This window comes from Agrobacterium sp. YIC 4121, assembly GCF_002008205.1.
In the GTDB taxonomy this organism is placed as follows: domain Bacteria; phylum Pseudomonadota; class Alphaproteobacteria; order Rhizobiales; family Rhizobiaceae; genus Agrobacterium; species Agrobacterium leguminum.
The window spans coordinates 84,740-109,868 of sequence record NZ_MRDI01000020.1 but is presented as its reverse complement, the minus strand read 5'-3'; the positions used below and the strand labels follow the sequence as shown (position 1 = coordinate 109,868).

The following is a 25,129-nucleotide window of genomic DNA, read 5'->3' as shown; positions in this document are numbered from 1 at the left end:
CGGTTCGGGTAACTGCCCCGGCCGCAAACAAGCCGCTGGCGCGAAAGATGACTGCGCGATATCTGCGCGGCGACACGGCAGGAACCCTTGCCATGCGCCGCGCCGTCACGCGCGATGCCCGCCTCGATGTTCGTGAGTCGGCCGAACGCGCCTCGGCGCTTGCCTTCGACTTCATGCAGAACAGCGGCTGGATATCGGGCGCGGTTGAACAGATCATCACCGATACTATCGGCGACGAACTGAAACTCAATCTGCGCTCCCAGCTAGAAGCCTTCGGTTACACCAAAAAGCAGGCATCGGCATGGTGCCGCAAGGTTGAACGGGCATGGCGGCGCTTTGCGTGGAACCCGAAGGAATGCGATCTCGCTGGCAAGGCGACGATTGCGGATATGGCGGAAGCGCTGCTGCGCAGCTTCCTCGCCACGGGTGAGGGCTTTGCGGTTCTCGATCAACTGCCGCTCGACGTGCAACGTCGCCTCGGTCTGACCGTCGGCCTGAAGGTTTCCATTCTTGCCTCGCATCGTTGCCCGCGCACGACCAACGAAAGCGAGGGGCTTGATCAGGGCGTCTATCATGACGAACTCAACCGGGCGATTGGCTACAAGTTCCGCGTCCGCAAGAACGGTATCGAGACCGATCGGACTATTGATGGCGCTGACGTTATCCACGTCATGGACCGTGCCGCAAACCTCAACAGCCCGCGCGGCATTTCTGTCATTGCGGCGGTGCTGAAGGTCATCGCACAATCCGACCAGCTCGCGGATGCAACGCTCGCCACGGCACTGATGCAAACCATCTTCGCGGCGACGATCAAAAGCCCCGAACCCAGCGAAACCGCCTTCGACGCCATCAGGACGCTTTCCGAAATGGAACCGCCCGAAGGTTATGAGGGTGATTGGGGCGCATTCATCGGCGGCCTGCAGGAAGACTTGATGGACGTTTGGGGCAATCGCATTGATGCCCTGAAGAACAAGGGCATTTCGATGTCCGAGTCCGGCCGCATCAATCATCTTGGGCCGGGCGAAACTTTCGAGATGCATTCGGCAGCAACGCCGGGTTCGCAGTATCTCCCGTTCTTCCAAAGTCTCCTGAAGGAAATAGCCCGATGCCTCGGCATCACATACGAGGCACTGGCGATGGATCATTCCAACGCCTCCTATTCGTCGGTTCGTATGGCCGTTGCCACTATCTGGCCTATCGTCATGCGTCGGCGCTCGCGGATCGTTGCCCCGTTCCTTCAAGGTGTTTTCGAGCGCTGGCTTGATGAGATGATCTTTCGCAAGATCATTCCATTCAAGGGCGGATATGAAGCCTTCAGCCGGGACCGCGAAAGCGTCTTCCAGTCTGAATGGAGCGGACCGGCTGCACCATCTGCCGACGATTACAAGGCGGCGCTTGCTGCCAAGGTTCGTATGGAAACGGGAATCTCCACTTTCCATGACGAATGCGCGCTCGTCGGCAGGAACGGCGAAGAACAGATCGCCCAGCTCGGCATCGAAAAGAGAATGTTCGACGCTGAAGGCGTTCCGCATCCCTTTGGCCGCTCGCAAGGCGGGGGCGGCGGGCCGCTTGGGGCTGCTGCCGAAGGCAACCGCGATCCAACAAAGGAGGCCGCCTGATGGCCGATAATGACGATCCTTTGAAGATTGACTGGTGCGCGCGCGCAGTCAAACTGCGGCGCGTCGAGGAAGCGTTGCTTACCGGCGAGATGATGACGGAAGGCCGCTTCGGCGAAGACATGATGCGCTATTCCACCGCCTCGCTCGATCAGGTGCAGCGCGCTTTGAATGAAGCCCTCCGCAATTGCCAGATTGCGCGCGGCGAGAAACCCAAAATTCGGCGGCACGCTATTAGCGGTCGTTTCCGGCCCTACTGAGGTAATCCCAAATGGCTGCAATCCTTGAAGACGGAAAGCTTCGGCTTTCCGGCTATGTCGGCGAGTATTACTACGATGACGGTTTTACGTCTGCCGATGTGATCGTCGCGCTTTCACAGATCGATGGCGATTCCGAACTTGACGTTCATTTGAACTCAGGCGGCGGCGTTGCGACGGAAGGCGCTGCAATCCACGCGCTGTTGTCGGCTCGCCCCGGTATCACGAACATTGTCATCGAAGGCATAGCCGCGTCGGCCGCCTCGCTGATTGCCATGGCCGGCGCAACCGTCACCATGACGGCCGGCTCCGTGATGATGATCCATGATCCGAGCGGTTTCACCTTCGGAAATTCCAGCGAACACAGCAAGACAATCGAGGCGCTGGAAGCCTTGGCGACCTCTTATGCGCGCGTCTACGCCGCAAAGTCCGGCAAGAGCGCTGAAGATTGCCGCGAGATTATGAAGGCGGAACGCTGGTTTACCCCCGATGAGGCGGTTGCCGAAGGCTTCGCCGATGCGACGGCCACCACAAAGGCCAAGCCGGTTGCGGCCTTCGATTACAGCCTGTTTGCGCACGCGCCCCGAAAACTGGTCGCGCTGGCGAAAACGAAGAAATGGTCGATGGCATCCAGCCATCCGCCGAAGACCCAAACGCCAAACCCTCCAAAGGAAACCACCATGACCGATGCAGAGCGCGCCGCGCTGCTTGAAACGGAAAACAATGGCCTGAAAGAACAGGTCGCGAAACTGACGGCCTCCGCGAACGATGCCGTGAAAGAAGCGCTTGAGCGTCGCGCCGCCATCATGGCGCTGGATGAAGCCAAGGGCCGCGAGGCACTTGCCGAGCATCTGTTCAACGCGGGCAACACTGTTGAGGCCGCCAAGGCAACCCTGTCCGTCGCACCGAAAGCGGACGCCGGCGAGGAAGAATACCTGCCGCCGCGCCGCATGATGAATGCGGAAAACCTCAACCGCGAGCCGAACGGCAAGCCGCAGGCCAAGGGCGGTCTGTCCGCTCGTATGGATGCCCGCGCCGCCAAGATGAAAAAGAGCTGATCGGCTCCGCGCGCCACCCCTGAAACTCCAATTCCTTTCGAAAGGAAAGAACCATGGGCACTTTGCCTGTCATGAAATTCCAGCAGACCCCCGGCATGTCCACGCTGCTGAAGAAGGAAGTAGATCCCGAAATCTCGCGCGCCGTTGGCACGCTGCTCGGCGGCACTGGCGGCGCTGCCCGCCTGGTCAAGCTCGGCCAGCTCGTCGGTAGGATTGTCGGTACCGAGCAAGCGCCGGCCGGCGACAAGCTCGGCAAGCTGGTCGCATGGGACCCGGCCGCGACGGACGGTAGCCAGATCGTGCACGGCGTTTGCCTGAAGGACTGCGAAGCGCCGGACGGCGTGGACCGCGTGGACGGTCTGCTTTATTCCCGTCGCTTCTCGGTTCTCAACCGTGCCAACATCGTCTGGCCCGCTGGCGTCACTGCCGAACAGCAGGCCGCTGCCATCGCAGATATCGAAGACCGCCTCGGCCTGATCCTGCGCGCCTGATCCACCCTTTCCATCAATAGCCGGCCTTTCAGCCTGCGCGCGCGGGACGCGATGTCCTGCGCCTTTTTCTTCATAAGGAACAATCGGCAATGCCTGAAATCTTGCTGCCTTACACCAACGTTGAACTCACCGACGAGGTCAACAAACTGCCGAACACCTTCGGCCTTCTCAATGCGCTGGGCATCGCGCCAAGCGAGCCGAAGCGGTCGCGCATGGTTCGCATCGACTTCCGCGACGGCCAGATTGTCGTTCTCTCGCATCAGGAACCGGGTGCACCTGGTGAGGTCGCCGATGATGATGACCAGAACGGCATCATCATTGCGATCCCGCATTTCACGCACTTCGAAAACATCCTCGTCGGCGATATCGACGGCATGCTTGAAGTCGTCAACGGCGAGATTACCGAGCGCTCGCTCGACGCCGAACTTGAACGCAAGCTTGTCATCATCCGCAAGAACCATGCGATTACCCGCGAGTTTCTGCGGCTCGGCATGCTCCGCGGCGAAATCAAGGACGGCAAGCTTCGCACGCTTTACAATCTTTACGACACGTTCGGCGTCGAAAAGAAGGAAATCGATTTCGCGCTCGGCACGGCCGCTACCGATGTCCGCGCCAAGTGCGAGGAAGCAAGCGACCACATCATCAGCAATGCCAAGGGTGAAACGGTCGGCGCGGTGGAAGCCGTGGTCGATACGAAATTCTTCTCCAAGCTGATCTCGCATGCCAAGGTCGAAAAGTTTTGGGTGCAGGCGCAGAATTCCGGCCTTCACACAACGCTTGAACGCCAGCGCCTCGGCGGCAATTGGGGTCGCGTCTTTGAATTCGGCGACATTCTCTTCCGCGAGTATAAGGGTGGTCTGCCGGTCAAGGCGAATGATGGCTCTATTTCGACGGTCAAGAATGTGGACGATAACAGCGGCACGGCCTACCCGACCGGCACGCAGTCCATGTTCCGCACCTATGATGGCCCGGCCTATCATATCGACCGCGTCAATCAGGCGCCTACGGAAGGCGAAGACGGCTCGATCTTCATCTCTACCGAGACGCTGAAACATGGAACCGGCCTCGAAATGAAGTCGCAGTCCAACATGCTGGCCATCTGCAAGCAGCCTGACTGCCTGGTGCAGCTCAAGACCAACTGATTATCAACAAACGCCCGGTCGCCATCTCGACGGCCGGGCGCATTCCATGGGGATTGCCATGCCGGTTGCTTCTTCCTTTCGGGCTGCGCGCGATGCTGTTGTGTCCGGAGTCGACCAAAGGTTTGCGGAGCGCATTCGTCTGTCGCCCATGAAAAACGAAAAGGCCGATCCGGACCGGCCGCAAGTCATCATCATGGCGGTTTTACGGACCGGTGATGAAACGGCCGGGCCTCTCGATGTCAGCGGCGGCCGCTCCCTGCATTCGCGGATAGCGGCGGGAAAGGCGGCTCTCTACATCGACCGCACCGAATACCCCGATATCGTCCTTCGCAAGAAAGACAAGCTGCGCGCCTTGGAGCGCCCCGGCGAACCGGTCTTTGAAGTTTCCACGGTCGATGACCGAAATCACACCCGGTTGATTGCCGGGCTTAATCAAGCCTGACGCTGGTAGGTGCCATGTCTCTTGTTCGTATCGCCTTGCGCATCTGCGCCGTTCAAGCCGTTAAAGGTCGCACGCTGGTTGGCGACAATGTTCTCGATAGCGAAATCGGCGCTCTGGAAACCAGCTCTGCCGGTGAGCTTAAAACCCCGCAGGAAAAGCAATTCGTTTCGGTCTATACCGACGACAGCAAGCAGGTGAGCGGCCTTGAATTGCGCTCCCTGATCGCCAGCGGTGAAATCGATCTGGTTTTTGAAGCCGGCGTTGCTTCGCCGCACCTGATGACCGATCCACTTACGGATGAGAAGGTCATCATGAATGGCCTTCCTGCGGCCGACGCCAACTTCGAATTTTATCTCGATATGACGCTTCGCCAGATTGCGGATGCGCTGGCTGATCCGGACAATGAGTGGGCCGCGATATTCAACAGCCTGATTTTGCGGGTCGAGAAATGCCAACGCGCGCGTATCAGCGGCGACACGAACGGCGTTCGGTTGGCGGCGCATCAGATGAAAATGACTGTTGCCGCCATTGCCGAGCCGGTCGCGGGCCAGCCCCTGAAGCCGGGAACGCCAATGGCCGCATTCTTCGCCAAATGCGAAAGCGACCTGGTGCACCGCGAGCCGGACATGGTCAAAAAGATCGCACTCATGAAAGCGCAGATCGCCGGCAAAGATGGAGAACTGGCGGCGGCAATGCGGCGCTATGGCATGACACACAATGAAGCCGATGCCATGCTGCTGACGCTTCCGGATGGGGGTTCGCCATGAAAGGTGCCGAGTGGCTGGCCCACCATATCGAGGAATTGAATTACCGGATTGCCGATATCGAACGGCGCGAGCGCAACCGTCGCCGCAAGGGCAAGATTGCCGAAATCAGCGACGACAAAAGCAGGTATCGCGTCGAGCTGTCTCGGCAGGGTGAGGAACCTTACCTGACGCCATGGATCAAGGCGCGCACGCTTTCGGCCGGTGGCGTCAAGGTCGATGTGCTTTACAGCGTCGGCGAGCAAGTGGACGTGGTTTCGGAAAGCGGCGATCTCGCAGACGCGCAGATCGACTTCTCGACCTATAGCGACGAGAACGCCCGCGAAAACAGCAATACGCCGTTTCACGTCAAGATCGGCGACACCGTCATCGAGGCGACGGGCGGCCTTGTGAAAGTGACCGCCGAGAAGGTCATCGTGCAATCCGATAACGTGCAGCTCGGCGGCGACGGCGGCAAGCAGGTCGCGCGGATCGGCGACAAGGTGCACGTCGAGAGCGGATCGTCGGCCGGCTTTTGGCCGATTGTCGAAGGCTCGGGAAAAGTCTTCGCGATAGACTGAGGAACCCCCATGAAAAATTACACGGTTCGTACCGGCTGCGAGATTGCCGGGCGCTGGCGCGAGGCCGGCGAACAAATCCAACTGTCTGCCGATCAGGCCCGCGAGCTTGCGCTGCCCTTCGGCGATGTCGTCTCGCTAATCGATGAAAAGGGGAAAGAGGATGCCAAGCTCAACCGGCGTCAACGCCGCAACCGGCGCGCCCCTGACTGATTGGGATCACACCCAGCAGTCAATTGACAAAATCCTCAACACGCCGATTGGCGCGCGTGTCATGCGGCGTGATTTCGGCTCAGAACTGCCGGACCTGGTCGATGCGAAGATGACGCGCCGCAACGTGCTGGCGCTCTATTCCTCGGCCGCAATCGCCATCCAAAAATGGGAACCGCGTTTCCGGATGCGGTTCGGAAAAGTCAGCCGTGCCGACGCGAGCGGCAAAATCTCGCTGGAAATCTTCGGCGTCTATTATCCTCTCGGCCATCGCGGCGATTATTCCATTGCGGAAGATCAAAGCACGCGGGTCGTCATAGCGGGCAGATCATCATGACACTTGCTGTTTACGCGCCGGCCGCCATCGACGTTTCGCGCCTGCCGGCTCCGGATGCCATTGAGGCTCTGGATTTCGAAACACTCTATTCGGCCTTCAAGGTCCGGTTTCTGGAATTCTGGAACCAGATGCGCGCCATCAACCCGGCCTTGCCGGTCTATGACGTGCAAAACCTTGAAACCGATCCTGCCGGCATTGTCGGCGAGGCGTGGTCTTATCTGCGCCTGATGGATCGCCAGCGCGTCAACGATGCCTTTCGGTCGCTACTGGCGGCCTATGCCAAGGGCAGCAATCTGGAAGCCATCACAGCCGGCCGCAACATCGTCCGCTTGGTTGTCGCTCCTGCCACGCCCAACTCGGCCGCGATCATGGAAAGCGATGACGCCTTGCTTCGCCGCTACCTCCTGTCTTTCGATTTACCGGCTGCTGGTTCGGCCGGCCGCTATCTGTTCGATGCCTGGACGGCGTGGCCGCAATCCTCTGACAAGTCGTTAGGGCTTTGGGATGCGCGAGTGAATGGCCGGGCGGTCCACGGCCGGCGCGGTGATACGGATGTTGTCATAGCCGGTCCGATGGGCAGGCTTCCGACAGATGCCGAGCTGGCCGTTATCCGGGCTGCTGTCACGCATCCGGACCGCGCGCCGGAAGCCGTTGCCATTTCGGTCATGGCGGCCGGCCGCACCGAATATGCGGTTTCGCTCTCGCTCGAAATCGTGGCCGCTCGCGCCAGCGCCGGCATCATCAAGGCCGAAGCGGAAAAGCGCATCATCGCGGCGGCAACCTCCCGCATCCTGATTGGCGGCGAAATCCCGCAAGCCCTGCTTTCCGGAGCTGCCTTCGGCGATGGCGTAATCCGCGTTCGCGATCTCGCTCCCGTTATCATCGAGCCGGACCCGTACAAGGTGCCCGTCATGACCAGCCTTGATATTCAAATCGAGGTGCGGGCATGAGCGATGTAGGCGTTTTGCTTCCGCCATCGTCGGAGGAATTCGAAAAGGCGCTTGCCGCCGCAATGTCGGATGACTTGCCGATCCCTTACGCCGTGCTGATGGACCCGTACCAGACGCCGGCGCGGTTCCTGCCTTGGCTTGCCGTGCATCATTCGGTCGATCTCTGGTTTGACGATTGGACCGACGAGCGAAAGCGGGAAATGATCGCGCAATGCGCCGGGGTTTCCACGCTCTACCCGGCGTCACCTTTGGCGGCGCTGAAAGGAACGCTCGCTGGCTTGAAACGCTATCTTGCCTTTGTCGATGCGGTCATTGTGGATCGCATCGCACATCCGAACCGATTTACCTTCGGCCGGGCAGTGATAGGGCGAACCCCCATAGCGCATCAGCCGTTCGTCGCGCACTACCTGGTGCGCGTCACGCTGACCGCCCCGAAGAACCGTTTCCAGATTGGCCGTAGCGCCTTCGGACGGGCTGCAATGACTTCGGTTGACCTTGAACCCATCCGCCGCGCCAAGCGCGCCATGACGACCGCCAAAACGCCGGAGACGCTCTACTCGGTTTCCTTCGCATGGCGGCGCGGCATCACCTTTAACGACAACATCTTCATCGACGGAAGCCATGCCATCGGCGGTTACATGGATCGCAAGCGGCTGGATTAAGGAAAAAGAGACATGCAACGCACTTCCTTTGCAGACGCCGAAATCGCAGATTACGCGGACTTTGACGCTATCGGTCAGCAGGCGCAAAACGCGATAGACGAACTCTGGCAGGATGCCATCGGCTATCCTGCCCATTGGGCCGCCTTCACGGTCGCTCGCAAATCGGCGCAGGAAATCACGGTTTCGGCCGGCCGCTATGTTGCCGGCAAGATCGTTTACGCGCACGAAGCCCCGGCCGATGTGAACTTGCAGCTTCATATTCCGGTCGCCGCCTCTGACCAGCGCTGGGTTGCCGTTCTGCTTCGCGGAAGGGAAATCACGGAAACCGCCACGCGGCCTTTCGAAACGTCTGATGATCCCGAAACCAGTGTCATCGTAAACCGCACCACGCCGAAGACTATCAGGCGTGTCGTTGACCTGATCGTGCAGCCGGGCGAAGCAAACCCGGTTCCGGTCAAGCCGGTGGTGGATTCCACGGATGCCTGCATCGCGCTCGTCCTATTGACGTCTTCTGGCATTGACGCCATCGAGCCGGGCAACAGTGACCGCGTCAAAACCCTCTATGAAGTTGAGGGCCGCGTGACGGCGCTGGAAGTCGATCTCGATGGCCTCTTCATGCGGACCGAGACGATTGAAACGCAGATCGTCAATATTCAGGGAAAGCTTACGGAAATCCCACGTCGCGAGGTCATTCGGCAAATGCAGCGCGATATCGGCGCTGCCCGGCTGAAGGTCGATCTTCCAGACGAGGCCCGCGCCTATGTCTTCGATGACGGCCTTATCCCTGACCGCTGGGATATGACGCATGTTGACTGGCTGGCGCGCATTGAAGAGGGCGTCCGGTTCGGCTTTGCTGCCGAAGCGCAAGCCCGCCTCGAAGTGCAGGCCGAAGACGATCCACGGATTGCTTTCCGTGGTCGCCGCATGGTGCCGGCCTTTGACGAGGTGACGCGCATTGCAAACACGTCACTGGATGGCACGCTGAACATTTCGCAGTTGGTGCATACGGAAGTGACGGCCATCAGCAAAGAGGCATCGCGGGTTCGCGTTACCTACGGTCCAACGATGGGGGCATGCGAGAATGCGGCTGGTTGGTCCGGCCTTGGCGGCGATGCCAGGGTGGGGCAAATGTTGAGCGTCAACGGCGAGCTTTTCGAAGTCGTCTATGTCGGCGTCAACAACGGTCCCGGCCATCAGACCTACGGCGTCCGGACGGTTCGATATGAAGCCTATAGCGAGCCCTATTGGGAGTACGTAACCGAGCAGGTGGGGCTTAACGGCTCCATCTATGGCCAGTCCTTCCTAGTGGCGCAGCCCATGCAGGTGACGAGTCTCGACCTGTCTTTTGCCCGCGTTGATACTGACGGCGACGTGCATGTTTTCATCGTGGAAACGACGACTGGCGGCATGCCACGTTTTGATGCGGTGCTGGCGCAGGGCAAGTTGAACCATGCCGATCTTGTCGTCGGCTGGAATAAGGCGGTGCTTCCTATCACGCTGCTGGAGAGCGGAAAGCGTTATGCTTTCGTCACAGTCACGACAGGCGCGCACGCCCTGCATATTTCCGGGTCCAACAAGTACACGGGCGGAACGCAGTTCCTGACGACAGACGGCGCGTTTGCGCAGGGGTCAACGGAAACAGATATCTGCTTCCGCCTGAATGCCGCCCGCTATCGAAGCCCCCGCACGGTCATTCCGATGCAGGCTCTGAACCTCGCGGACGGCATGACGCAAATCGACATGCTGTTTGCTGGTTGGGTGCCGGGCGGTTGTACGCTCGGTTGGGAAATCCGGCCTTCCGGCTCGAATGTCTGGACCGAGCTGGATGACGGCGACCCGGCAACAAATCCGCTCGTCGGGCTTCCGGCATCCGTGGAATTGCGCATGGTCATGATGGGCACGGCTGATTTGCAGCCGATGATCCAGCTTGACCAAAAGGCGATTTCCCGCGTTGCCCGCAACCGCAACACCATGCGGGGCGTCACGAAGAGCTTCCCGTTTGGCTTTTCCACTACAAGCATCCAGACGCAATTTACGCTGGATAGCTTCGATCCTGACCGCCACACCTTCACGCCAGCGATCATGGTCGGAAATACGGTGGTCAATCCGAACACCACTGAAATCACGGTTGATCCGCAGCGGCCTTCGCGACGGACCTATCTTTCCACCTACACGCTCGGCGCTGCTGCCAATGCCGCTCGCATGCGCCCAGCAGCCGCCACCAACAATGTTGCCTCCGTGCCGTTCGTGCAGGACGCCTTCATTGCTGCACTCTAAGGGGTTCTCATGGCTTTCCAGATCAACGCTGAAAAAACCTATCAGGTGAAACTCGCTCGACCCGTTAAACTCGGGGCATTCACATACAAGCCGCTCAATGAAATCGAAATGGTCGGCAAGGTCGTTCTCGACATTATCGAGCAGGAAGGTGACGAGGTGCTGGATTATGCCAGAGAGGTCTGACGGCTATCAGCTTCCATCGTACCCTAAAACGCTGATTGATCGGCCATTGTGGAATAGCACAATGGCCGACATTCATTTGCGGCTGCTTGCCCGCGAAGAACTTGAAGCATCGTTTGAAACCTTGATGGCGCAGGGCATTCAGGCTTCTCTTGATTATATTCAAGTCAACGTGGCTCCTAAACTGGCAACTCTCCAGCAATCGATTACGCTGGCGCAGGACCAGATCGACCAGATCATCATCGGCGGCAAAGCGCCCGATACGCTTAAATTCGGCGGGCAATTGCCGGCCTATTATGCGACGGCGGCCGGCTTGCAGGATATCCAGACCAGTCTTGCGAACTATCTTCTCAAAGACCAGCGAAACGCGCCGGAAGGCGTTGCGCCGCTCGGTCTGGATAGCAAGGTGCCGCTTGAAAACCTGCCGACGATGACAACGACCGCCACGGTAGGCGCTGCCATCGCTGGCGCAAACGGCTTGGAAACGCCTGACGATGGCGACACCTTGGCGGGCACGAAGGCTGGCTCCTCCACCATGTTCCGGTGGACATGGGGTAACATCAAGACGGCACTGATTGCTCTCTTCGATGGCCGCTACCTGAGGCAGGCGGGCGGGACAATTACGGGCGCATTCGCAATCAAAAATGGCGCGCCGACCCTCAATTTGACCGATACCGACAATAACCAGACGCGCTCTCTGCATCACAACTCCGGGTCAATCGGCCTTCTCAACCCATCTGGCAACTGGATTTTCCAAGCCAGCGATTCCGGGCAGTTGTGGGCGGCAAACTACGGGTGGCTTCACGACAGGTTCGCTGAGGCGGGTGTCAACTGCCAGCATAACTCTGGCATCGTGGAATTCAGCGGCTTCGATACCGGCATCACGGACAGTATCGGACAGGCTTCAAATCCGTACGTGGTCATTGGTCTGCGGCGCGGCAATGTCGGTGCGAACAATGCAACCTATCTGCGCTGTGTCGCTCTACGGAACAGGTGATCCATGCTTTCTCACGATGAACTGGCACTCTGCATCAAGCAGCAGCATCCGAACGCGATACACATGTTTGACTTCTACGTCGCCATGCCTGTTGAGGCGTCGACAGGGCAGCAAACCGGGCAAGCGTTCATTGCGGACTGGCTTCTTGAAGCCCCCCGCCCTATCCCCGAGGAAATCGACACATACGAAACGGTATATGCCGACATTCTGAGAGCGTTTCGCCAACCGAACGCAAACGCGGTCGATGTCGAGCGTGACCGTCGCATAGACGCCGGGTTTGTATTTGAGGGGGTGCATTACCAATCTCGCCCCGAAGATCGCGAAAACATTGCTGGCGCGAAAGCGGCGGCAACCGATGCGATCACGATCTACGGCGCGGAGCCGGGTAACTTCGCTTGGCAACGCCTTCTTGACCCGAACGCGCCAGCGGAATTCCGGTGGATCGCAGCGGACAACACGACCCATCCAATGGATGCGCAAACCGCGATGCGTTTTGGCTACGCGGCCCTGAACCACAAACAGGCCCACATCTTCGCGGCACGCACGTTGAAGAACATGGCCACCATCCCATCGGATTTCGCGATTAACCCGGCCTACTGGCCGTAAGGCATCCGCGCATCTTGACAATACGGCTCGCCTTAGTTGGCGGGGCGCTAACTCCTCCCCCGGAATGATCCGGGCCTTCCCTCACAATCTGAAACTCTCAAAGGAGTCTATAAATGGCTGACCTGGCCTATGCGCATGGCGTGACCTTGGTTGAAAGCGCGGTGACGCCCTCGCTTCTTCGTGTTCAGCGTCAAGGCATTACGTTCGTCAACGGCACGGCACCTGATGCCGATCCGGCTGCTTTTCCGCTGAATTATCCGACACTCGTCACTTCGCTGACGCAAGCGGCCGGCCTCGGCGCTGACGGCACGTTGCTCGAAGACGTGCAGACGGTTTTCGGCGAAGGCGGTTCGTGGTGCATCATCAATCGCGTCGAGCACAGCGCCGATCCCGCAGAGCTTCAAGCGAACCTCATCGGCGACCCGGTCGCCCGTACAGGCCTTTATGCGGCTCTCCGGGCAAAGGGTCTGACTGGCTATCAGCCGCGCGTCATCATCACGGCGGGTAATACCGGCGCGTGGATCGAGGCCGGCGTCGTGTCGGTTTCGGTCGTCGCCGAAGGCTCCAAGCTGACCGAGCCACCAATCGTCAAAGCCACGGACGGTGGTAACGATCAAGGTAAAGAGCTGCCGACGCTGGAAGCGGTCATGGGCGACGGTGTCAATGCGGATAAGGTCGTGGCCGTCCGCGTCGTCAAGCCCGGCAAGAAGCTCTCGGAGCCGCCTGTCATTACCTTCGAAGGTGGCGGCACTGACGCTGCCAAGGTACTGCCGCAGGCAACCGCGAATGTCGGCGATGTTGCAAACCCGTTCGTTTCGGCACTGAACACAATCACTCCGAAAATTCGCGCTCGTGCCTATATCAGCGGCCCGAACACGACCAGTGCCGAAGCCCTGCGTTTCCGCCGCACCATCAACGGCGGTCGCATTCTGGTTATCGATCCAAAGGTCATCAAGAACGTGAACGGCGTTCCGGTGACAAAGCCCGTCGCAGCGGTCTTTGCTGGCGTACGCGCCCGCGTGGTCGCGGGTGATGAGGGCGTGTCGGGTTCGGTTTCGAACAAGATCATCCGCACCATCGACGGCGTTGCCCGTACGATCACGTATCCCGATGACGCCAATTACCTGAACGAAAATCAGGTGGCGACCATCATCAATGAGCGAGGCGGCTTCCGCACCTGGGGTAGTCGTTTGGCGACGGATGACCCTCTTTGGCAGTTCGACAACGTTCGCGCCACGGCCGACATGGTCAACGAAGCATTGGAAGATATCTACTTCCTCTACGTGGATCGCAAGTTCTCGAAAGCCAACATGAAGATGATGATCGAGGACGGTAATGCTGCTGGCCGCGCTTTCATAAACAACGGAGACATCCTCGGTTTCCGTTGCTGGTTCTCGACGCAGAACGATCCGACCTTAATGGCAAACGGCAAGCTCTTCCTCGATGTCGAGTTCGAGCCTGTTGCCATCATGGAGCAAATCCACATCACCACTCACCGCAACATTCTCTACTACCGGCTCCTGCTGGATGAAGTGAATGGGCTTATCGAAACCGGCCCGCTTGCGGTTGCCGCATAAGGAGTAGCCAGACATGGCAGAAAAAACCCTTCCCCGTTACATCCTTCGCGATGCTGTGGGCAGATCGCGAAAGCCAGCTCGGCCAGATCGGCGAAATCACGCCGCCTGTACCGGAAGCCAAGCGCGAGGGGATGCGCAACGCCGGCATGATCAAGGAACGCAACGTGCACCTTGGTTACAATGCGCTGGAATTCAGCTTCAAGATGCCGGGCCTTGACCCGCAAATCCTGAAGCTCTTCGGCCTGAAGCCCGGCGCTGACACGCCCTTCCTCGTTACCGGCGCGCACGTCGATGAAGATGGCACCACGCACAGCGCGGTCATGTCCATTCGTGGCAAGCTCTACAAGCCCGATCCCGGCACCTGGAAGGGTGGCGATCTGGCGGCAAACGATTACGCCGTGGACGTGAATTACTACAAACTCGAAATCGACGGCGCGGAAATCTACGAAATGGATGATTTCGAATTCAAGGTCGGTGGCGTTTCGCAGAACGCCGACATTCGGAGCGCGCTCTTGATCTAAGGGCGCGTCACGCCTCCCAAATTTTCCTTTCATCCGGCCCGCTTTCATGCGGGCCATTTCTTTGAGGTTCTACTATGACCGAGACTGTAACTGTTGCCCTCGCCAAGCCCGTCACCAATGGCGAAACCACAATCACCGAGCTGACCTTCCGCGAGCCGACCGTAGGTGATCTGATCATCGGCGACCAGATGAACGGCCAGCTTTCCAAGATGACCGCGATCCTCGCCTCAATCTCTGACACGCCCCTGCCGGCGTTCAAGAAGATTGGTGCGAAGGACTTTTCCAAGATCGTCACCGCGACGGCCGACCTCTTGGGAAACGAGAAGAAGAAGGACACGACTGGCGGCTGATCGCCGTCTTCGTCTCCGAACGTCACTCCACATCGCTTGAAGCCATTGAGCGATGGACTCCTAAAAAGCTGCTGGCCTATTTCGAAAAGTCCTGTGAGCTTTCCAAGATCATGAGGCAATAAAATGTCTGTCGTGCAAAGCACCCTGCGCATCTCCCTTCTGGAAGATGTCGTCGCAAAATCCGCCCCGATCTTCCGCACTCTCGACCGGCTGCAAGGCCAGCAGATGAAGGCGTTTGCCCCGATGCGCGGGCTGATCGGGCAGGCCGTCGCGCTGGGTGCTGGCTACCTCGGCGCGACCGAAGGTATTTCGGCGACGGCCGGCGCTGCCATCGAATTCGAAACCGCTTTTGCTGATGTGAAAAAGGTTGTCGAGGCGACGGACGAACAGTTTGAAAACATGCGCCGTAGCATCCGGCGCATGTCCGGCGAAATCCCTCTGGCCGCAACCGACATTGCAGCCCTGTTCGCGGCGGCTGGCGAGTCCGGTGTTGCGACTGAGGATCTACAAAGTTTCGCAGAAATGGCCGCCCGCGTGGGTGTTGCCTTCGATATGACGGCGGCCGACGCCGGCGAAAGCCTCGCCAAGCTGAAAACCCAGCTCGGTTTGAACGTCGCCGAAACTGGCGATATGGCCGACGCCATCAACCATCTGTCAAACAACATGGCGTCCAAGGCCAAGGATGTCACCGAATTCATGCTGCGCGTTGGCGCCATCGGCGAGATGAGCGGCTTTGTGAAAGAAGACGTCGCGGCAATGGGTAGCGCCATGATCGCGGCCGGATCGGATGCCAGCACGGCCGGCACGGCGATGAAGAACGTTATCCGCGCTATGGCAAGAGGTGATTTTGCAAAGAAGTCACAGAAGGACGCGGCAAAAGCCCTCGGCTTGCATCTGCCGTCCATCGCAAAGGACATGCAGAAAGACGCAAAGGGCACCTTGCGAAAGGTGCTGACTGCAATTGCCAAGGCTCCGAAGCACCAACAGACGGCGCTCCTATCTGAATTCTTCGGCGATGAAGCCAGCGCCTTCATGCCGCTGGTCGGGAATATCAAGCTGCTCGACCAGGCCCTCGCATCCGTGGCCGACCGGACGAAATATTCCGGGTCGGCTTTTGCCGAGTATGTCCAGCGCGCTAACACCACGCGCAACGTTCTCGATCTCTTGGGAAACAAGATTTCTAACAAGTTCGCGGAGATGGGCGACAACATGTTGCCGGCAATCCGTGAGGGCGCTGAGGCCATTGGCTATGTGATCGACACCCTTGGCAGTCGGGTGACGATCTTTGATAAGTTAGAGGCCTCAATGAGGGGCTTCATGCAGGGACTTGGCTACGAAGGCGGTGTGCGTGAACTGACAGAAGATTTGGGCGATTTGCTGTTCGGTAAAATCGATCCAAACGCGGCAGATCGGATCGGCAGCATCTTCGTTCAAGCCAAGGAATGGGGAGCTTCCATCCGCGAATTAAATGACGCGATCAAGGATAACCCGATTGCCCAATTCCTCGCGGAAATGTCTGGTTACGGCTTCCAGCTTTTCTTGTACGCGGCCGGCATCGCGATGCTGGCGGGCACAATTCGCAAGCTGGCTGGGGCATTGATGCTTCTTTCAGGCGCGAGCACTGCGCTTTCGATCCTTAAGACGATAGGGACTTTGAGCGAGTTTCCGGGGCTGGGTGGTGACGGTGGAAAACCGGGCGGTAAAGCTCCCAAAGGTGGGGGCGGCAATGTCCCTGAGGTTCTGCCTTGGTACAGCCAGGCTGGCCAGTGGCTGAAGGGTTTTGGTTCGCAGCTCGGCTTCGGCTTGTCCGTCCAGAGCTTGGGTGACACCCCCGGCGACACGTTTGAGGATCAGGTCAAGAACCAGCAAAAGTACAAGGAAGCCTTGCAGAAACTCTTTGGCCTCAACAAGGACGCTTCGGGGGTTTCTGGCTGGGACAGCTTCTGGTTCGGCGATGCTGCCAAACCGGATTTCAGCTTTCGCGAACACGCCGGTATTTCTGGCGTCGGTGGGACCGGGGGCAATGCACCGCCGACGCCAAGCGCCTCCGGTCAGCCGGTTCTGGCGCGCATCGATGCTGGCTCGATTGCTGAAATGGTGAAGCCGAATGGCACGCAGGATGTGAGGGTGACAAACCGCGAGCCTGTTAGCGTCACAGTCCACAACCAGATCAGCATCACGGGTGTTTCCGATCCGGAGGCGGCCGGTAATGCAGCCGCTGCGCAAGTCGGCGAAAAGGTGCGGCAGGGCGTCGAAAGCTCTTATAGCGACTAGCGGATAAAAGCGTTCGCCTTAGCGGTCCTGCGTATCTGTGTACAGTGGGCTGCTTTGGCGGAGGCTGTCATGCCCTTTTGGGCGGATTGTTTTCCGGCCGTCATTAACTGCAACAGAGAAGCGAAACCCATGTCGTCGGCCGCCACATTCTTCTCGATAAAAGCAGTGATCATCCCTTGATCATAGGTTAGGCCGCAAAAGTCTTCGGCAGCCAAAACTGTTCCGAGCTGAAGTGCAATGTCGCTCGAATCCTTTTTAGGGGCGGCAAGCGCGACGGTCGCGAAAATCATCAGCGGTGCAAGTATCAGCGTTGGCTTCACCGCTGTTCCCCCTCTTATTCATCATGCGTCGCCAGAGGTAAAATATGTCCGGTTACACGTCAATGATGCTCGGCGACTACGCTTTCGAGGCGCTGGGCTTCGGCTATCAGGGTGTCAAACGCTCCCTGAACACCCAATGGGCTGAAGTGGCCGTGGGTCAAACCCTTAACCCGCAGCAATGGACCGGGCCAACGTCAGATGAAATCACAATCGCTGGCGTGATCTTCACGGAGGAATTCGGCGGGCAATCGCAGCTCGACGGGATTACCGCTGAAGCACTGGCGGGCGTTCCCATGATGCTGGTTACGGGTGATGCCGTCGAGGGCGTCATCCAAGGCGTCTTCACGGTGCAAGGCATCGAGGAAGACAAGTCGCTTCATAACGCGCGCGGCGTGGCTGCTCGCAACGCCTACGCCATCAAGCTCAAGCGCCAGCCGGACACAACGCCCCTGGCCGGAGGCTCCATTCTGGATCGCGCCACAAGCTTTCTTTCCAATCTCTTCCGGTGATTTTCCATGTCGAACACATATATCACACGGCAGGGTGAAACCGTCGATCTCGCCTGCCTCGCACATTACGGCCGGACTGAAAAAGTCGTCGAGGCCGTGCTTGAAGCAAATCCGGGCCTCGCGGCGCTGGGCGTGGTGCTGCCGCTCGGCACCACGATCATCATGCCGGCCATGCCGTCCACCACGACGCAACCGCGCCTTGTCAGCCTTTGGGATTGAACCATGCATCCACGCGTCGAAGTCACCATTGACGGCCAGCCCGTGGCCGGCACGTTCTATGAGCGTCTGAAATCCATCACAGTGACCGATAAGGAAGGCTTGAAATCCGACACGGTCGATATCGAGCTGAACGATGGCTCGCCCGATTTTCTGGCCCTGCCCCGCAAGGGCGCAATCATTGCGGTCCGGATGGGCTACGGCCAGAACCTCGGTTCGCTCGGCACCTTCACGGCCGACAAGATCAATGGTTCTTGTCTGCCCTATGGCCTGTCGATCTCCGGAAAGGCCGTGGACTTCCGAAGCGGCAAGCTGAAGGAACGGCAAGAGCGGGCATGGGACAAGAAATCCCTTGGCGATATCGTCTCGCAGATCGCCGATGAAAGCGGCCTGACGCCGGCCGTTGATGCCGACCTGGCGAAGTTCGTCTATGACTGGATCGGACAGCAAGATGAAAGCAATCTGCATTTTCTGCGCCGGCTCGCCCAGCGCCATAACGGGCTGTTCTCGATCAAGCAGGGCCGGTTGCTGTTCTCGAAGCTGGGTTCGGGCAGATCGGCGAGCGGCGACAATATCGGTAGTGTCATCGTCACGCCTGAAATGGTGCAGCTCGGTAGCCTGAAATTCGATATTGGCGACCGCACCAAATACAGCAAGGTGGTTGCCTACTATCAGGACAGTGACAAGGCGCAACGCGTCGAAATCGAAGCGGACGCGGATGCGGATGGCGAAAGCGTCTACCGCATTCCGGAGCCGTTTTCCTCGCCGGATGAAGCGGACAAGGCGGCGCAGGCGAAAGCCAAAAGCCTGAAGCGTGGCGAGGGCAGTACATCGGTCACGGTGATTGGCGATACCTCGATCTGCGCCGGCGCTCCCCTGCTCTACGCCGGCATTCGGGCGGGCCTCGATGGCGTGCCCTACATCATCGACACGGCCACGCACAAATATGTCGCGAAAGGCACCTTCACCACCGACATTTCCGGCAAGCTTTACGATGGCAAATCATCGACGGAAGGCGGCGACGACGAGGGCGGCGGTTCCCCTGGCGGGGCTGGCGGCTCGAAGGGCGGAACGGAAGGCGGCGGCAAAGTCGCGCCAAACAGTGCACCTGGTACACCCGCAACGCCGGCGCACTTCCTGACGCCTCGGCTGGGGCGCGCAGACGAAAACTAAATCACTGATCGCCGGCGCAACGCGTCGGCCTCTCCTGTCTGGTCGCATCGCGTGACTTGGCAAAGCCCGGCCTCGCCGGGTGCTTGAACCACAAGGTTCAATCCCTCCCCTCGCCTTCGGGCAATCCTCATCAAAATCGGAGTTATCCTTATGGATGCGACAACGTTCTTCGCATATGCGAGGCGCGCCCCTTTTGGCGGCCGTCTTACGCAGGGCCAGATTGATGGCATTAATGCACTGTTCCGGTGCTGGGACTCTCACAAAATTCCCGCTCCGGATAAACGCCACCTCGCCTACATTCTGGCGTCGGTGTTTCACGAAACGGGTGGCCGGATGGTGCCCGTGCGCGAAACCTTCGCCTCGACCGACGCCGGCGCAATCGCTGCTTTGGACAAGGCACATAAAGCCGGCCGGCTCGGACAGGTCAGCAAGCCGTACTGGCGCAAAGGCGCGAACGGTAAAGCCTACTTCGGCCGGGGCGATATCCAGCTCACCCACGAAGAAAACTACAAGACGCTCGGCGAGCGGCTCGACGTTGACCTGGTTGGCAATCCATCTCTCGCCCTCGATCTCGATATCAGCGCAGAGATTGCCATCGTGGGCATGCTGGAAGGCCTGTTTACCGGAAAGAAGCTGACGGACTATTTCAACCTCAAGAAGGATGATCCTATCGGCGCTCGGGCGGTCGTAAACGGGACCGACAAAGCGAAGCTGATCGCCGGCTATTACAAGTCCTTCCTTGATGCATTGGAGGCGGCGACCGTCGCTTATTATCAAGGCCAGCCGGACGATGTTGCCGAACGCGATGCCCAGCCGGACAACGTGCCGGCCATGAAAAGCAAGTCGCTCTTGACGATCATCGGCAGCTTCCTCGGCGCAATCGGCCTCGGCGCGGTGGACGATCTGAAGGACGTTGTTGAAAGCGGCGCAACCCTGTTCGGCGCGATCTCCAATCCGTGGGCTTTCGGTAGCCTGGTCTTTGCCACAACCGGGGCGGTGGTTCTGACGTGGCTTGTCGGTTCCGGCCGGATCACGATCAACCGGAGCGCCGCACGGTAATGTTCGGTCTGGATGCCGGATGGCTGAAAATGGCGGCTGGGGGGCTTTTCTGCGCGTTTGCCCTCGCCGCTGGCTCGTATCACCTCGGAAAGCACGAAGGGCGCTCCATCGAGCGCGCAGAGGGCGAGGCGAAGGCCGCAAAGAACGCGCTCCAACGCATCACCAACATGGAGAAAAACAATGCATCGTTCCGCGATCTTTCGCCTCGCCATCGTTGCCTCGCTCTCATGCGCTCTAGCGGGTTGCCTGACAGCGCCTGCGACGACTGAAGGCAGCGGGTACCAGATTACGCGCTTTTCAAGTGCGAAGGCGGCCCGGCTGGCTTCGCAGGATGCTACGGCTGGCCCTGCCATCCATTCAAATAACCAGCAGTGCATGAAAGACCCTGCCTGCCGCAAATAGAAATCGTAAGGCTTCAAGGAAGCCAAGGGGCTGAAGGTGGACAAGTTCAACTCGTTCAACGAAATGCTGACCGCATGGGGCGGCGGGGCATTCACAACTATCATTGGCGCACTGGCCGGCCGCTTCATGTGGCACGGCAACGAAGCCAGAAAGGGCAACAGGAAGTTTTTCGGGCGCGAGCTGCTTTGGGAATTTCCGGTGGCCGTGGGTATGGCGCTAATCGGTGAAGGCGTTGCGTCATACCTCGGCATGAGCCAGCCCGCATCAACCGGGCTTATTGCCGCGCTCGCCTATTTAGGGCCACGCGGAACGGAAGTTCTCTTCCAGCGCTGGTTTAGCAAAAAGGTCGCCTGAACTTGCGAAAAAACGGGCCGGCTGGTTTCCATCCGGCCCATTTTTTTTGCCGCCTCGGGGGGCCGCAGCCTAAGAACGATTGTTTCACGCTCCAGCATCGGCGGCCGCGGGCGAGATTACACCTTAATTAGCGAAGTCCGTTATCGGCCCAAACCGATCATTCGCAGACCGACCTCTTGAAAACTGAGACAGGGTTCGGAGCAGGCTGTCTTGTGTTGCTTTTCGGCGACTGCTACGCGCTATTAGCGCGGGGCTTCGCCAGCTACTTGGGACGATTCGGTCCAATTTGGGAGCAGCTGCAAATTTCACTTGAGAGCATCACGGAAGTACCATTGCAGTCCGAACAGCACGGTTCCGCTCAGGCCAACCGTAAGAACCCATGCGATTATTTGCAACGCGAACGAACGCCAACGTGGTGGAGCTAGCTGTTCTTCAATGATTAAGGGTTTAGTCCACCGTAGCCATCCAAGGCGTAACCTGTCGCCAAGTGTGGGATCGCCATCGATCGAGGTGCACTGAAGGTAGGACATCAGGCAGCGCCAGTGGCTCTCGATTCTAGGAGGCACCACGAGCCAAGGCGGCGCTCGCAGGGGGGACGGATCGGTCATGAGATCAAGAACGATAGCCGATTCCTGTTGTCGAAAATTCTCCGTTATCGCAGGAGCCAAGGTGACAATCACCGCCCCGTTGTCGCCGCGTTGGTACGTCAGCGATGCGCCGCGTTCGACAAGCAATCGTCGACGCAGGGATGGTAGATTGCCATCTTGATGGACGAGCTCTTTGACGCTTTCAAACGGTCGTTGACCGTAAAACACGTCAACAGTGCGATCATCTATCCCGCCTGCTCGTCCTTTCGGCGATATGAGAAACCCATATAGTTCGGCCATATGACTGTGCCGGTTGTCACTCGCGGCGAGTTCATCAAACCAAGCGGTGGAATGGTTCGCAAACCACGTAAAACACTCGATACGACTAAGTCTGCTTTTCATAACCCCCCCAAAAAAATTCCCAGCGATATACACTTACAGAGATACTCATCTCCATAAACGATGGTGCCTGGCACTACCAGTTGCTAGGGGATTAAAGTCGGAAACCGGTTTAATAGAAAGAAGACATTTAGGTCATATCCACATCGCGAAGAGACAGTACACGCATCCCCGAAAGCGCCCGTTGGCTGCATCGAAAGCAAACCTTCGAAATGACGTCAAAAGCTGTCAATACAGAGTTGTGCGAAAATGTCTGTATTTGGCGCACCTTTCCCGCGACAGCATTTGGCCCGCAGACAATATTTGAAATTTGCCCAATCCTGTCGTTGACAAGTCTCGGTTAATGTTTTTGACACCGCCAACATGCAAGATTTATCAGTCATCCAACAAACCGCTGAGGGCACCTTGCTGATAGGCGAAGCTGGCCTCGACGGCGCTTAAAAGGCGTCCAGTAACCGGCGTCTCCGGTGAGGATGATATGCGCATCTCTCCCTCCATGATAGAAGGACTCTTGTATATCTCGAGTTTTGCGTCCGAAACCCAGTAGAACTCTTCTTCGTCAATATAATGTTTTTTTCGAATTGCTTTAACGACATAGCGAGTACTGTTATAGGTAGCCGAAAACGCGCGATCCACAACCTCCCATGTATCTTCAGTATAGTCTGTAGTGAAACGCCAGGTGAGAGTTCCATTCGACGTGAGCTGGATTAACTTCGTGATAGCTTGCGACCAATCTTTTGCTGTGTAGCTCATCGTGCCGCTTTCTCCTCTTTTATCCGCTCACTTACCTCGACGGAAAGCTCGTTTAGTATGCCTAGTACGGCCCAGTATCTCGGTTCGGAAGCCATAAGAATTTCGCCATTGCCACTATCCGCAGCCCACTTCACTAACTTAGACTGAGCCTTTATCGCCGCTCGTGCTAACTTTGCAATGTCCTCATCATTGACCCGCCGGAGTGCCCTGGAAAGAGCTGGCACACCAGCAACAAATTTTTCTGACATCAGCTCGTTCGCTGTACCCGAAAAAGTGGACATCTGGTCACACGTCTTGATTAGTGAAATTTGCAATTGTGGAAGTCGGGTTCGTGCGTAATGACGTCGTGTTAACTCGCCAATCTTGATCACAGCATAGGCAGATGTGACAATGCCAACATAACTGAGCATCGTCCCAATTAGTGTCAGCCATTCTGCGGAGCCATATGCGGCAATTTCGCCTACGGGGTCTCCGAAGTGCCAATAACTCAACAACATAATGAGCGGTGAGCAGACAACCGCCAGCCAGAAAATCAACATTAGCCACCCCCAGAGGTTGATATTCTATTTCAGCGTGATTGAGAAGGGCACGTAGCACTTGGCAAAGCTATTCGGCGTTCTGTCTCTGTCATAGAGGACCGGCTGCACCCAGGAACTCTAGAATCTTCTGAGCAGGTGTTGGAAGTCCGCTATTAGCGCGAAGCTGCCGGGCGAGGGTCAGCCGCTACCGGTTCGGCATGCGTTAAAAAGGAAGCAAGTGGTGCACCCAAGCCATCACGGCGTCCGACGTGTGAATTAGCGCCTCATAAATTTGGTTCTGGTGGGCTTTATAGGTATCAACCGCGATATCGCCGATGACGCCGGATACGGCCGCGCCGACAACAAAACCCGGTCCGCTACCGAGAAATTTTGCAACGCGTCTAAATAGGGAAACCTGTTCAAGGATGTTGGTGATCTGCGGCGTGGGACTTTCGCTTTCGTCGCGAATCTCGGCGATGGCTATCATGACTTCCTGAAGCTGCGCCTGCGAAACCGGGCGCTCGATTTCGAGCAATTCAGGTGGGTGATTATGCCCACGGTTCGGCGCGATGCTCATTTGCTGTCGTATGAGCGCCTCAAGACTGTCGAGCCGGCTGCGCATTTCAACTCGAAGGGCTTCGACGTCTCCATCCGGAACGCGAGCTTGCGCTGGCGTACCTGTGCCAAAAGTTAGATTTGAAAAGTTTGACGAGTTAAAATTTGAACCGACAATTCCAGTGAGCGAGATCGGCGGGGGCGTAAAATCGTCTTCTTCGTCACGTTGATCATAGTCATCTGGACTTTCTTTCGGAGCCCAATCAACTAGGCCGTCCTTCTCAACCTCATCGACGGCGGCATCAATTTCTGCCTCATCTGCGATATCGGAAAACTGGTCGCCGATTTCCTCACGGGCATCATATGGCCCACCCCAAATCCATTGATAACCGCCTTCGGCACTTTCGTAGGGCGTGCGGACGGCAGGATCTTCATAGTTCTCGTGGAACCACTGAACCATGGCCTCGATCCGCCGCGCCGGGTGCAATGCCCGAAATGTAGCCGGGCTGTACTGCTGGCCATCGAGATTGTAGGACCGCTCTCCACCATCTGGACTATTATCAGGGACAACGAAATCCTCATCGTCTTCAATGAAATCGGAGATGTCGGGTAAAGGTTGATCGACGGAGTATATACCCTCAACATCTTCGCTGGTTTGAAGGGCAACCCCCTGTCTATAGACTGGTGGCCTTTCGTCGGAAGAGTTTGCCCGAAAGCGAGGGTCGGTATTCTGATAGCCCCACTCTAGCTCATCAGGTTCGGGCTCATCGAAAGCGTTGATACTCAATTGCCGCGTGAATTCGCCATCTTCAAGGCCCAATTGCGCGAGGGTTTGCGGGTCGGTATGTTCGTCAAAACGAATAAGATAGCCATAAACTTCGCCGTCATTGCCATCGATCGTGTCGATTTCCCAGTCGCTATCTTCCAGTAGCTCGATGTCCACGCCCCATGCCGCCGCAATAGCTGCTGCTTGTCCGTATTCCGTCATATCAATCTCACAAGTTCCGACCGCCACA

Annotated in this window: 31 protein-coding genes; 26 read left to right on the top strand and 5 right to left on the bottom strand. The window is 58.0% G+C overall.

The genetic code is table 11. The annotated features are described in order from the left end of the window. Positions 1 to 47: 47 nt before the first annotated feature. From BTE54_RS17960 to BTE54_RS17870, 20 genes are all read left to right on the top strand, one after another. The gene (locus tag BTE54_RS17960; protein WP_245316642.1) at positions 48 to 1,619 is read left to right on the top strand and encodes a phage portal protein; all 1,572 of its coding nucleotides are present in this window, start codon (positions 48 to 50) and stop codon (positions 1,617 to 1,619) included. Next, the gene (locus tag BTE54_RS17955; RefSeq protein ID WP_078053403.1) at positions 1,619 to 1,876 is read left to right on the top strand and encodes a hypothetical protein; all 258 of its coding nucleotides are present in this window, start codon (positions 1,619 to 1,621) and stop codon (positions 1,874 to 1,876) included. Before BTE54_RS17960 ends, BTE54_RS17955 begins: the two co-directional genes overlap by 1 nt. 11 nt (positions 1,877 to 1,887) lie before the next feature. Further along, entirely contained in the window at positions 1,888 to 2,931 is a 1,044-nt protein-coding gene (locus BTE54_RS17950; protein ID WP_078053402.1) for a head maturation protease, ClpP-related, read from the top strand. A 53-nt stretch (positions 2,932 to 2,984) separates the two neighbouring features. Next, complete coding sequence (locus BTE54_RS17945) at positions 2,985 to 3,422, top strand: head decoration protein (RefSeq protein WP_078053401.1); 438 nt, start codon at positions 2,985 to 2,987, stop codon at positions 3,420 to 3,422. Positions 3,423 to 3,511: 89 nt separating this feature from the next. Beyond that, complete coding sequence (locus BTE54_RS17940) at positions 3,512 to 4,564, top strand: major capsid protein (protein ID WP_078053400.1); 1,053 nt, start codon at positions 3,512 to 3,514, stop codon at positions 4,562 to 4,564. Between the two features lie 58 nt (positions 4,565 to 4,622). Continuing rightward, a complete protein-coding gene (locus BTE54_RS17935) occupies positions 4,623 to 5,006 on the top strand; it encodes a hypothetical protein (protein ID WP_158080271.1) in 384 nt (127 codons plus the stop codon). A gap of 14 nt (positions 5,007 to 5,020) precedes the next feature. Beyond that, complete coding sequence (locus BTE54_RS17930) at positions 5,021 to 5,773, top strand: hypothetical protein (RefSeq protein WP_078053398.1); 753 nt, start codon at positions 5,021 to 5,023, stop codon at positions 5,771 to 5,773. Further along, positions 5,770 to 6,330 carry a phage baseplate assembly protein V gene (locus tag BTE54_RS17925; protein ID WP_078053397.1) on the top strand — a complete coding sequence of 187 codons (561 nt, stop codon included), beginning with the start codon at positions 5,770 to 5,772 and terminating at the stop codon, positions 6,328 to 6,330. Before BTE54_RS17930 ends, BTE54_RS17925 begins: the two co-directional genes overlap by 4 nt. A 9-nt stretch (positions 6,331 to 6,339) precedes the next feature. After that, complete coding sequence (locus BTE54_RS17920; RefSeq protein ID WP_078053396.1) at positions 6,340 to 6,540, top strand: hypothetical protein; 201 nt, start codon at positions 6,340 to 6,342, stop codon at positions 6,538 to 6,540. Then, complete coding sequence (locus BTE54_RS17915) at positions 6,491 to 6,874, top strand: GPW/gp25 family protein (protein ID WP_078053395.1); 384 nt, start codon at positions 6,491 to 6,493, stop codon at positions 6,872 to 6,874. Before BTE54_RS17920 ends, BTE54_RS17915 begins: the two co-directional genes overlap by 50 nt. After that, positions 6,871 to 7,824, top strand: coding sequence for a baseplate J/gp47 family protein (locus tag BTE54_RS17910; protein WP_078053394.1), 954 nt, complete (start codon positions 6,871 to 6,873; stop codon positions 7,822 to 7,824). Before BTE54_RS17915 ends, BTE54_RS17910 begins: the two co-directional genes overlap by 4 nt. Further along, positions 7,821 to 8,486: a phage tail protein I gene (locus tag BTE54_RS17905; RefSeq protein WP_078053393.1), complete on the top strand. Its 666-nt coding sequence runs from the start codon at positions 7,821 to 7,823 to the stop codon at positions 8,484 to 8,486. Before BTE54_RS17910 ends, BTE54_RS17905 begins: the two co-directional genes overlap by 4 nt. Before the next feature lie 12 nt (positions 8,487 to 8,498). Beyond that, on the top strand, positions 8,499 to 10,763 hold the full coding sequence (locus BTE54_RS17900; protein WP_078053392.1) for a hypothetical protein: 2,265 nt from the start codon (positions 8,499 to 8,501) through the stop codon (positions 10,761 to 10,763). A gap of 9 nt (positions 10,764 to 10,772) precedes the next feature. Next, positions 10,773 to 10,946 (top strand): hypothetical protein, encoded by a 174-nt coding sequence (locus tag BTE54_RS25130; RefSeq protein WP_198939184.1) that lies wholly within the window; start codon positions 10,773 to 10,775, stop codon positions 10,944 to 10,946. A 61-nt stretch (positions 10,947 to 11,007) separates the two neighbouring features. Then, on the top strand, positions 11,008 to 11,940 hold the full coding sequence (locus BTE54_RS17895; protein WP_078053391.1) for a hypothetical protein: 933 nt from the start codon (positions 11,008 to 11,010) through the stop codon (positions 11,938 to 11,940). Between the two features lie 3 nt (positions 11,941 to 11,943). After that, the gene (locus BTE54_RS17890; protein WP_078053390.1) at positions 11,944 to 12,546 is read left to right on the top strand and encodes a DUF4376 domain-containing protein; all 603 of its coding nucleotides are present in this window, start codon (positions 11,944 to 11,946) and stop codon (positions 12,544 to 12,546) included. Between the two features lie 113 nt (positions 12,547 to 12,659). Next, positions 12,660 to 14,123, top strand: coding sequence for a phage tail sheath C-terminal domain-containing protein (locus BTE54_RS17885; RefSeq protein WP_078053389.1), 1,464 nt, complete (start codon positions 12,660 to 12,662; stop codon positions 14,121 to 14,123). 50 nt (positions 14,124 to 14,173) lie between these two features. After that, the gene (locus BTE54_RS17880; RefSeq protein WP_078053388.1) at positions 14,174 to 14,644 is read left to right on the top strand and encodes a phage major tail tube protein; all 471 of its coding nucleotides are present in this window, start codon (positions 14,174 to 14,176) and stop codon (positions 14,642 to 14,644) included. Between the two features lie 74 nt (positions 14,645 to 14,718). After that, positions 14,719 to 14,994, top strand: a complete 276-nt coding sequence (locus tag BTE54_RS17875; protein ID WP_078053387.1) for a phage tail assembly protein — start codon at positions 14,719 to 14,721, stop codon at positions 14,992 to 14,994. A 123-nt stretch (positions 14,995 to 15,117) separates the two neighbouring features. Beyond that, positions 15,118 to 17,268, top strand: coding sequence for a phage tail tape measure protein (locus BTE54_RS17870; RefSeq protein ID WP_078053386.1), 2,151 nt, complete (start codon positions 15,118 to 15,120; stop codon positions 17,266 to 17,268). Here BTE54_RS17870 and BTE54_RS17865 read toward each other — a convergent pair. After that, on the bottom strand, positions 17,265 to 17,588 hold the full coding sequence (locus BTE54_RS17865) for a signal recognition particle (RefSeq protein WP_245316641.1): 324 nt from the start codon (positions 17,586 to 17,588) through the stop codon (positions 17,265 to 17,267). The genes BTE54_RS17870 and BTE54_RS17865 overlap by 4 nt on opposite strands. A 44-nt stretch (positions 17,589 to 17,632) precedes the next feature. Between BTE54_RS17865 and BTE54_RS17860 the strand changes: the two genes are divergently transcribed. The 6 genes from BTE54_RS17860 to BTE54_RS17835 all read left to right on the top strand — a co-directional run bounded on the left by BTE54_RS17860 (position 17,633) and on the right by BTE54_RS17835 (position 21,301). Further along, positions 17,633 to 18,097: a phage tail protein gene (locus tag BTE54_RS17860; RefSeq protein WP_078053384.1), complete on the top strand. Its 465-nt coding sequence runs from the start codon at positions 17,633 to 17,635 to the stop codon at positions 18,095 to 18,097. 6 nt (positions 18,098 to 18,103) lie between these two features. Continuing rightward, the gene (locus tag BTE54_RS17855) at positions 18,104 to 18,316 is read left to right on the top strand and encodes a tail protein X (protein ID WP_020811263.1); all 213 of its coding nucleotides are present in this window, start codon (positions 18,104 to 18,106) and stop codon (positions 18,314 to 18,316) included. Positions 18,317 to 18,319: 3 nt separating this feature from the next. Further along, positions 18,320 to 19,486, top strand: coding sequence for a contractile injection system protein, VgrG/Pvc8 family (locus tag BTE54_RS17850; protein WP_078053383.1), 1,167 nt, complete (start codon positions 18,320 to 18,322; stop codon positions 19,484 to 19,486). Positions 19,487 to 19,636: 150 nt separating this feature from the next. Beyond that, the gene (locus BTE54_RS17845) at positions 19,637 to 20,545 is read left to right on the top strand and encodes a glycoside hydrolase family 19 protein (RefSeq protein ID WP_078053382.1); all 909 of its coding nucleotides are present in this window, start codon (positions 19,637 to 19,639) and stop codon (positions 20,543 to 20,545) included. Beyond that, a complete protein-coding gene (locus tag BTE54_RS17840) occupies positions 20,545 to 20,814 on the top strand; it encodes a hypothetical protein (protein WP_078053381.1) in 270 nt (89 codons plus the stop codon). Before BTE54_RS17845 ends, BTE54_RS17840 begins: the two co-directional genes overlap by 1 nt. A gap of 196 nt (positions 20,815 to 21,010) precedes the next feature. Then, on the top strand, positions 21,011 to 21,301 hold the full coding sequence (locus BTE54_RS17835) for a phage holin family protein (protein ID WP_031234067.1): 291 nt from the start codon (positions 21,011 to 21,013) through the stop codon (positions 21,299 to 21,301). Between the two features lie 305 nt (positions 21,302 to 21,606). Here BTE54_RS17835 and BTE54_RS17830 read toward each other — a convergent pair whose 3' ends face one another. From BTE54_RS17830 to BTE54_RS17815, 4 genes are all read right to left on the bottom strand, one after another. Beyond that, on the bottom strand, positions 21,607 to 22,290 hold the full coding sequence (locus BTE54_RS17830; RefSeq protein WP_143240737.1) for a hypothetical protein: 684 nt from the start codon (positions 22,288 to 22,290) through the stop codon (positions 21,607 to 21,609). 372 nt (positions 22,291 to 22,662) lie between these two features. After that, the gene (locus BTE54_RS17825; RefSeq protein WP_078053379.1) at positions 22,663 to 23,040 is read right to left on the bottom strand and encodes a hypothetical protein; all 378 of its coding nucleotides are present in this window, start codon (positions 23,038 to 23,040) and stop codon (positions 22,663 to 22,665) included. Next, complete coding sequence (locus BTE54_RS17820; RefSeq protein ID WP_078053378.1) at positions 23,037 to 23,579, bottom strand: hypothetical protein; 543 nt, start codon at positions 23,577 to 23,579, stop codon at positions 23,037 to 23,039. Before BTE54_RS17820 ends, BTE54_RS17825 begins: the two co-directional genes overlap by 4 nt. 202 nt (positions 23,580 to 23,781) lie before the next feature. Next, positions 23,782 to 25,101: a hypothetical protein gene (locus tag BTE54_RS17815; protein WP_078053377.1), complete on the bottom strand. Its 1,320-nt coding sequence runs from the start codon at positions 25,099 to 25,101 to the stop codon at positions 23,782 to 23,784. Between the last annotated feature and the right edge of the window lie 28 nt (positions 25,102 to 25,129).

What these genes read in the sequence shown, in the direction of transcription:
- BTE54_RS17955 (WP_078053403.1), top strand. Translation starts at nt 1,619, where the DNA reads ATGGCCGATAATGACGATCCTTTGAAGATTGACTGGTGCGCGCGCGCA.
- BTE54_RS17920 (WP_078053396.1), top strand. Translation starts at nt 6,340, where the DNA reads ATGAAAAATTACACGGTTCGTACCGGCTGCGAGATTGCCGGGCGCTGG.
- BTE54_RS17820 (WP_078053378.1), bottom strand. Translation starts at nt 23,579, where the DNA reads ATGTTGATTTTCTGGCTGGCGGTTGTCTGCTCACCGCTCATTATGTTG.
- BTE54_RS17950 (WP_078053402.1), top strand. Translation starts at nt 1,888, where the DNA reads ATGGCTGCAATCCTTGAAGACGGAAAGCTTCGGCTTTCCGGCTATGTC.
- BTE54_RS17915 (WP_078053395.1), top strand. Translation starts at nt 6,491, where the DNA reads ATGCCAAGCTCAACCGGCGTCAACGCCGCAACCGGCGCGCCCCTGACT.
- BTE54_RS17885 (WP_078053389.1), top strand. Translation starts at nt 12,660, where the DNA reads ATGGCTGACCTGGCCTATGCGCATGGCGTGACCTTGGTTGAAAGCGCG.
- BTE54_RS17815 (WP_078053377.1), bottom strand. Translation starts at nt 25,101, where the DNA reads ATGACGGAATACGGACAAGCAGCAGCTATTGCGGCGGCATGGGGCGTG.
- BTE54_RS17960 (WP_245316642.1), top strand. Translation starts at nt 48, where the DNA reads ATGACTGCGCGATATCTGCGCGGCGACACGGCAGGAACCCTTGCCATG.
- BTE54_RS17845 (WP_078053382.1), top strand. Translation starts at nt 19,637, where the DNA reads ATGGATGCGACAACGTTCTTCGCATATGCGAGGCGCGCCCCTTTTGGC.
- BTE54_RS17935 (WP_158080271.1), top strand. Translation starts at nt 4,623, where the DNA reads ATGCCGGTTGCTTCTTCCTTTCGGGCTGCGCGCGATGCTGTTGTGTCC.
- BTE54_RS17875 (WP_078053387.1), top strand. Translation starts at nt 14,719, where the DNA reads ATGACCGAGACTGTAACTGTTGCCCTCGCCAAGCCCGTCACCAATGGC.
- BTE54_RS17945 (WP_078053401.1), top strand. Translation starts at nt 2,985, where the DNA reads ATGGGCACTTTGCCTGTCATGAAATTCCAGCAGACCCCCGGCATGTCC.
- BTE54_RS17905 (WP_078053393.1), top strand. Translation starts at nt 7,821, where the DNA reads ATGAGCGATGTAGGCGTTTTGCTTCCGCCATCGTCGGAGGAATTCGAA.
- BTE54_RS17900 (WP_078053392.1), top strand. Translation starts at nt 8,499, where the DNA reads ATGCAACGCACTTCCTTTGCAGACGCCGAAATCGCAGATTACGCGGAC.
- BTE54_RS17925 (WP_078053397.1), top strand. Translation starts at nt 5,770, where the DNA reads ATGAAAGGTGCCGAGTGGCTGGCCCACCATATCGAGGAATTGAATTAC.
- BTE54_RS17860 (WP_078053384.1), top strand. Translation starts at nt 17,633, where the DNA reads ATGTCCGGTTACACGTCAATGATGCTCGGCGACTACGCTTTCGAGGCG.
- BTE54_RS17855 (WP_020811263.1), top strand. Translation starts at nt 18,104, where the DNA reads ATGTCGAACACATATATCACACGGCAGGGTGAAACCGTCGATCTCGCC.
- BTE54_RS17930 (WP_078053398.1), top strand. Translation starts at nt 5,021, where the DNA reads ATGTCTCTTGTTCGTATCGCCTTGCGCATCTGCGCCGTTCAAGCCGTT.
- BTE54_RS25130 (WP_198939184.1), top strand. Translation starts at nt 10,773, where the DNA reads ATGGCTTTCCAGATCAACGCTGAAAAAACCTATCAGGTGAAACTCGCT.
- BTE54_RS17940 (WP_078053400.1), top strand. Translation starts at nt 3,512, where the DNA reads ATGCCTGAAATCTTGCTGCCTTACACCAACGTTGAACTCACCGACGAG.
- BTE54_RS17840 (WP_078053381.1), top strand. Translation starts at nt 20,545, where the DNA reads ATGTTCGGTCTGGATGCCGGATGGCTGAAAATGGCGGCTGGGGGGCTT.
- BTE54_RS17825 (WP_078053379.1), bottom strand. Translation starts at nt 23,040, where the DNA reads ATGAGCTACACAGCAAAAGATTGGTCGCAAGCTATCACGAAGTTAATC.
- BTE54_RS17910 (WP_078053394.1), top strand. Translation starts at nt 6,871, where the DNA reads ATGACACTTGCTGTTTACGCGCCGGCCGCCATCGACGTTTCGCGCCTG.
- BTE54_RS17835 (WP_031234067.1), top strand. Translation starts at nt 21,011, where the DNA reads ATGCTGACCGCATGGGGCGGCGGGGCATTCACAACTATCATTGGCGCA.
- BTE54_RS17890 (WP_078053390.1), top strand. Translation starts at nt 11,944, where the DNA reads ATGCTTTCTCACGATGAACTGGCACTCTGCATCAAGCAGCAGCATCCG.
- BTE54_RS17880 (WP_078053388.1), top strand. Translation starts at nt 14,174, where the DNA reads ATGCTGTGGGCAGATCGCGAAAGCCAGCTCGGCCAGATCGGCGAAATC.
- BTE54_RS17850 (WP_078053383.1), top strand. Translation starts at nt 18,320, where the DNA reads ATGCATCCACGCGTCGAAGTCACCATTGACGGCCAGCCCGTGGCCGGC.
- BTE54_RS17870 (WP_078053386.1), top strand. Translation starts at nt 15,118, where the DNA reads ATGTCTGTCGTGCAAAGCACCCTGCGCATCTCCCTTCTGGAAGATGTC.
- BTE54_RS17830 (WP_143240737.1), bottom strand. Translation starts at nt 22,290, where the DNA reads ATGAAAAGCAGACTTAGTCGTATCGAGTGTTTTACGTGGTTTGCGAAC.
- BTE54_RS17895 (WP_078053391.1), top strand. Translation starts at nt 11,008, where the DNA reads ATGGCCGACATTCATTTGCGGCTGCTTGCCCGCGAAGAACTTGAAGCA.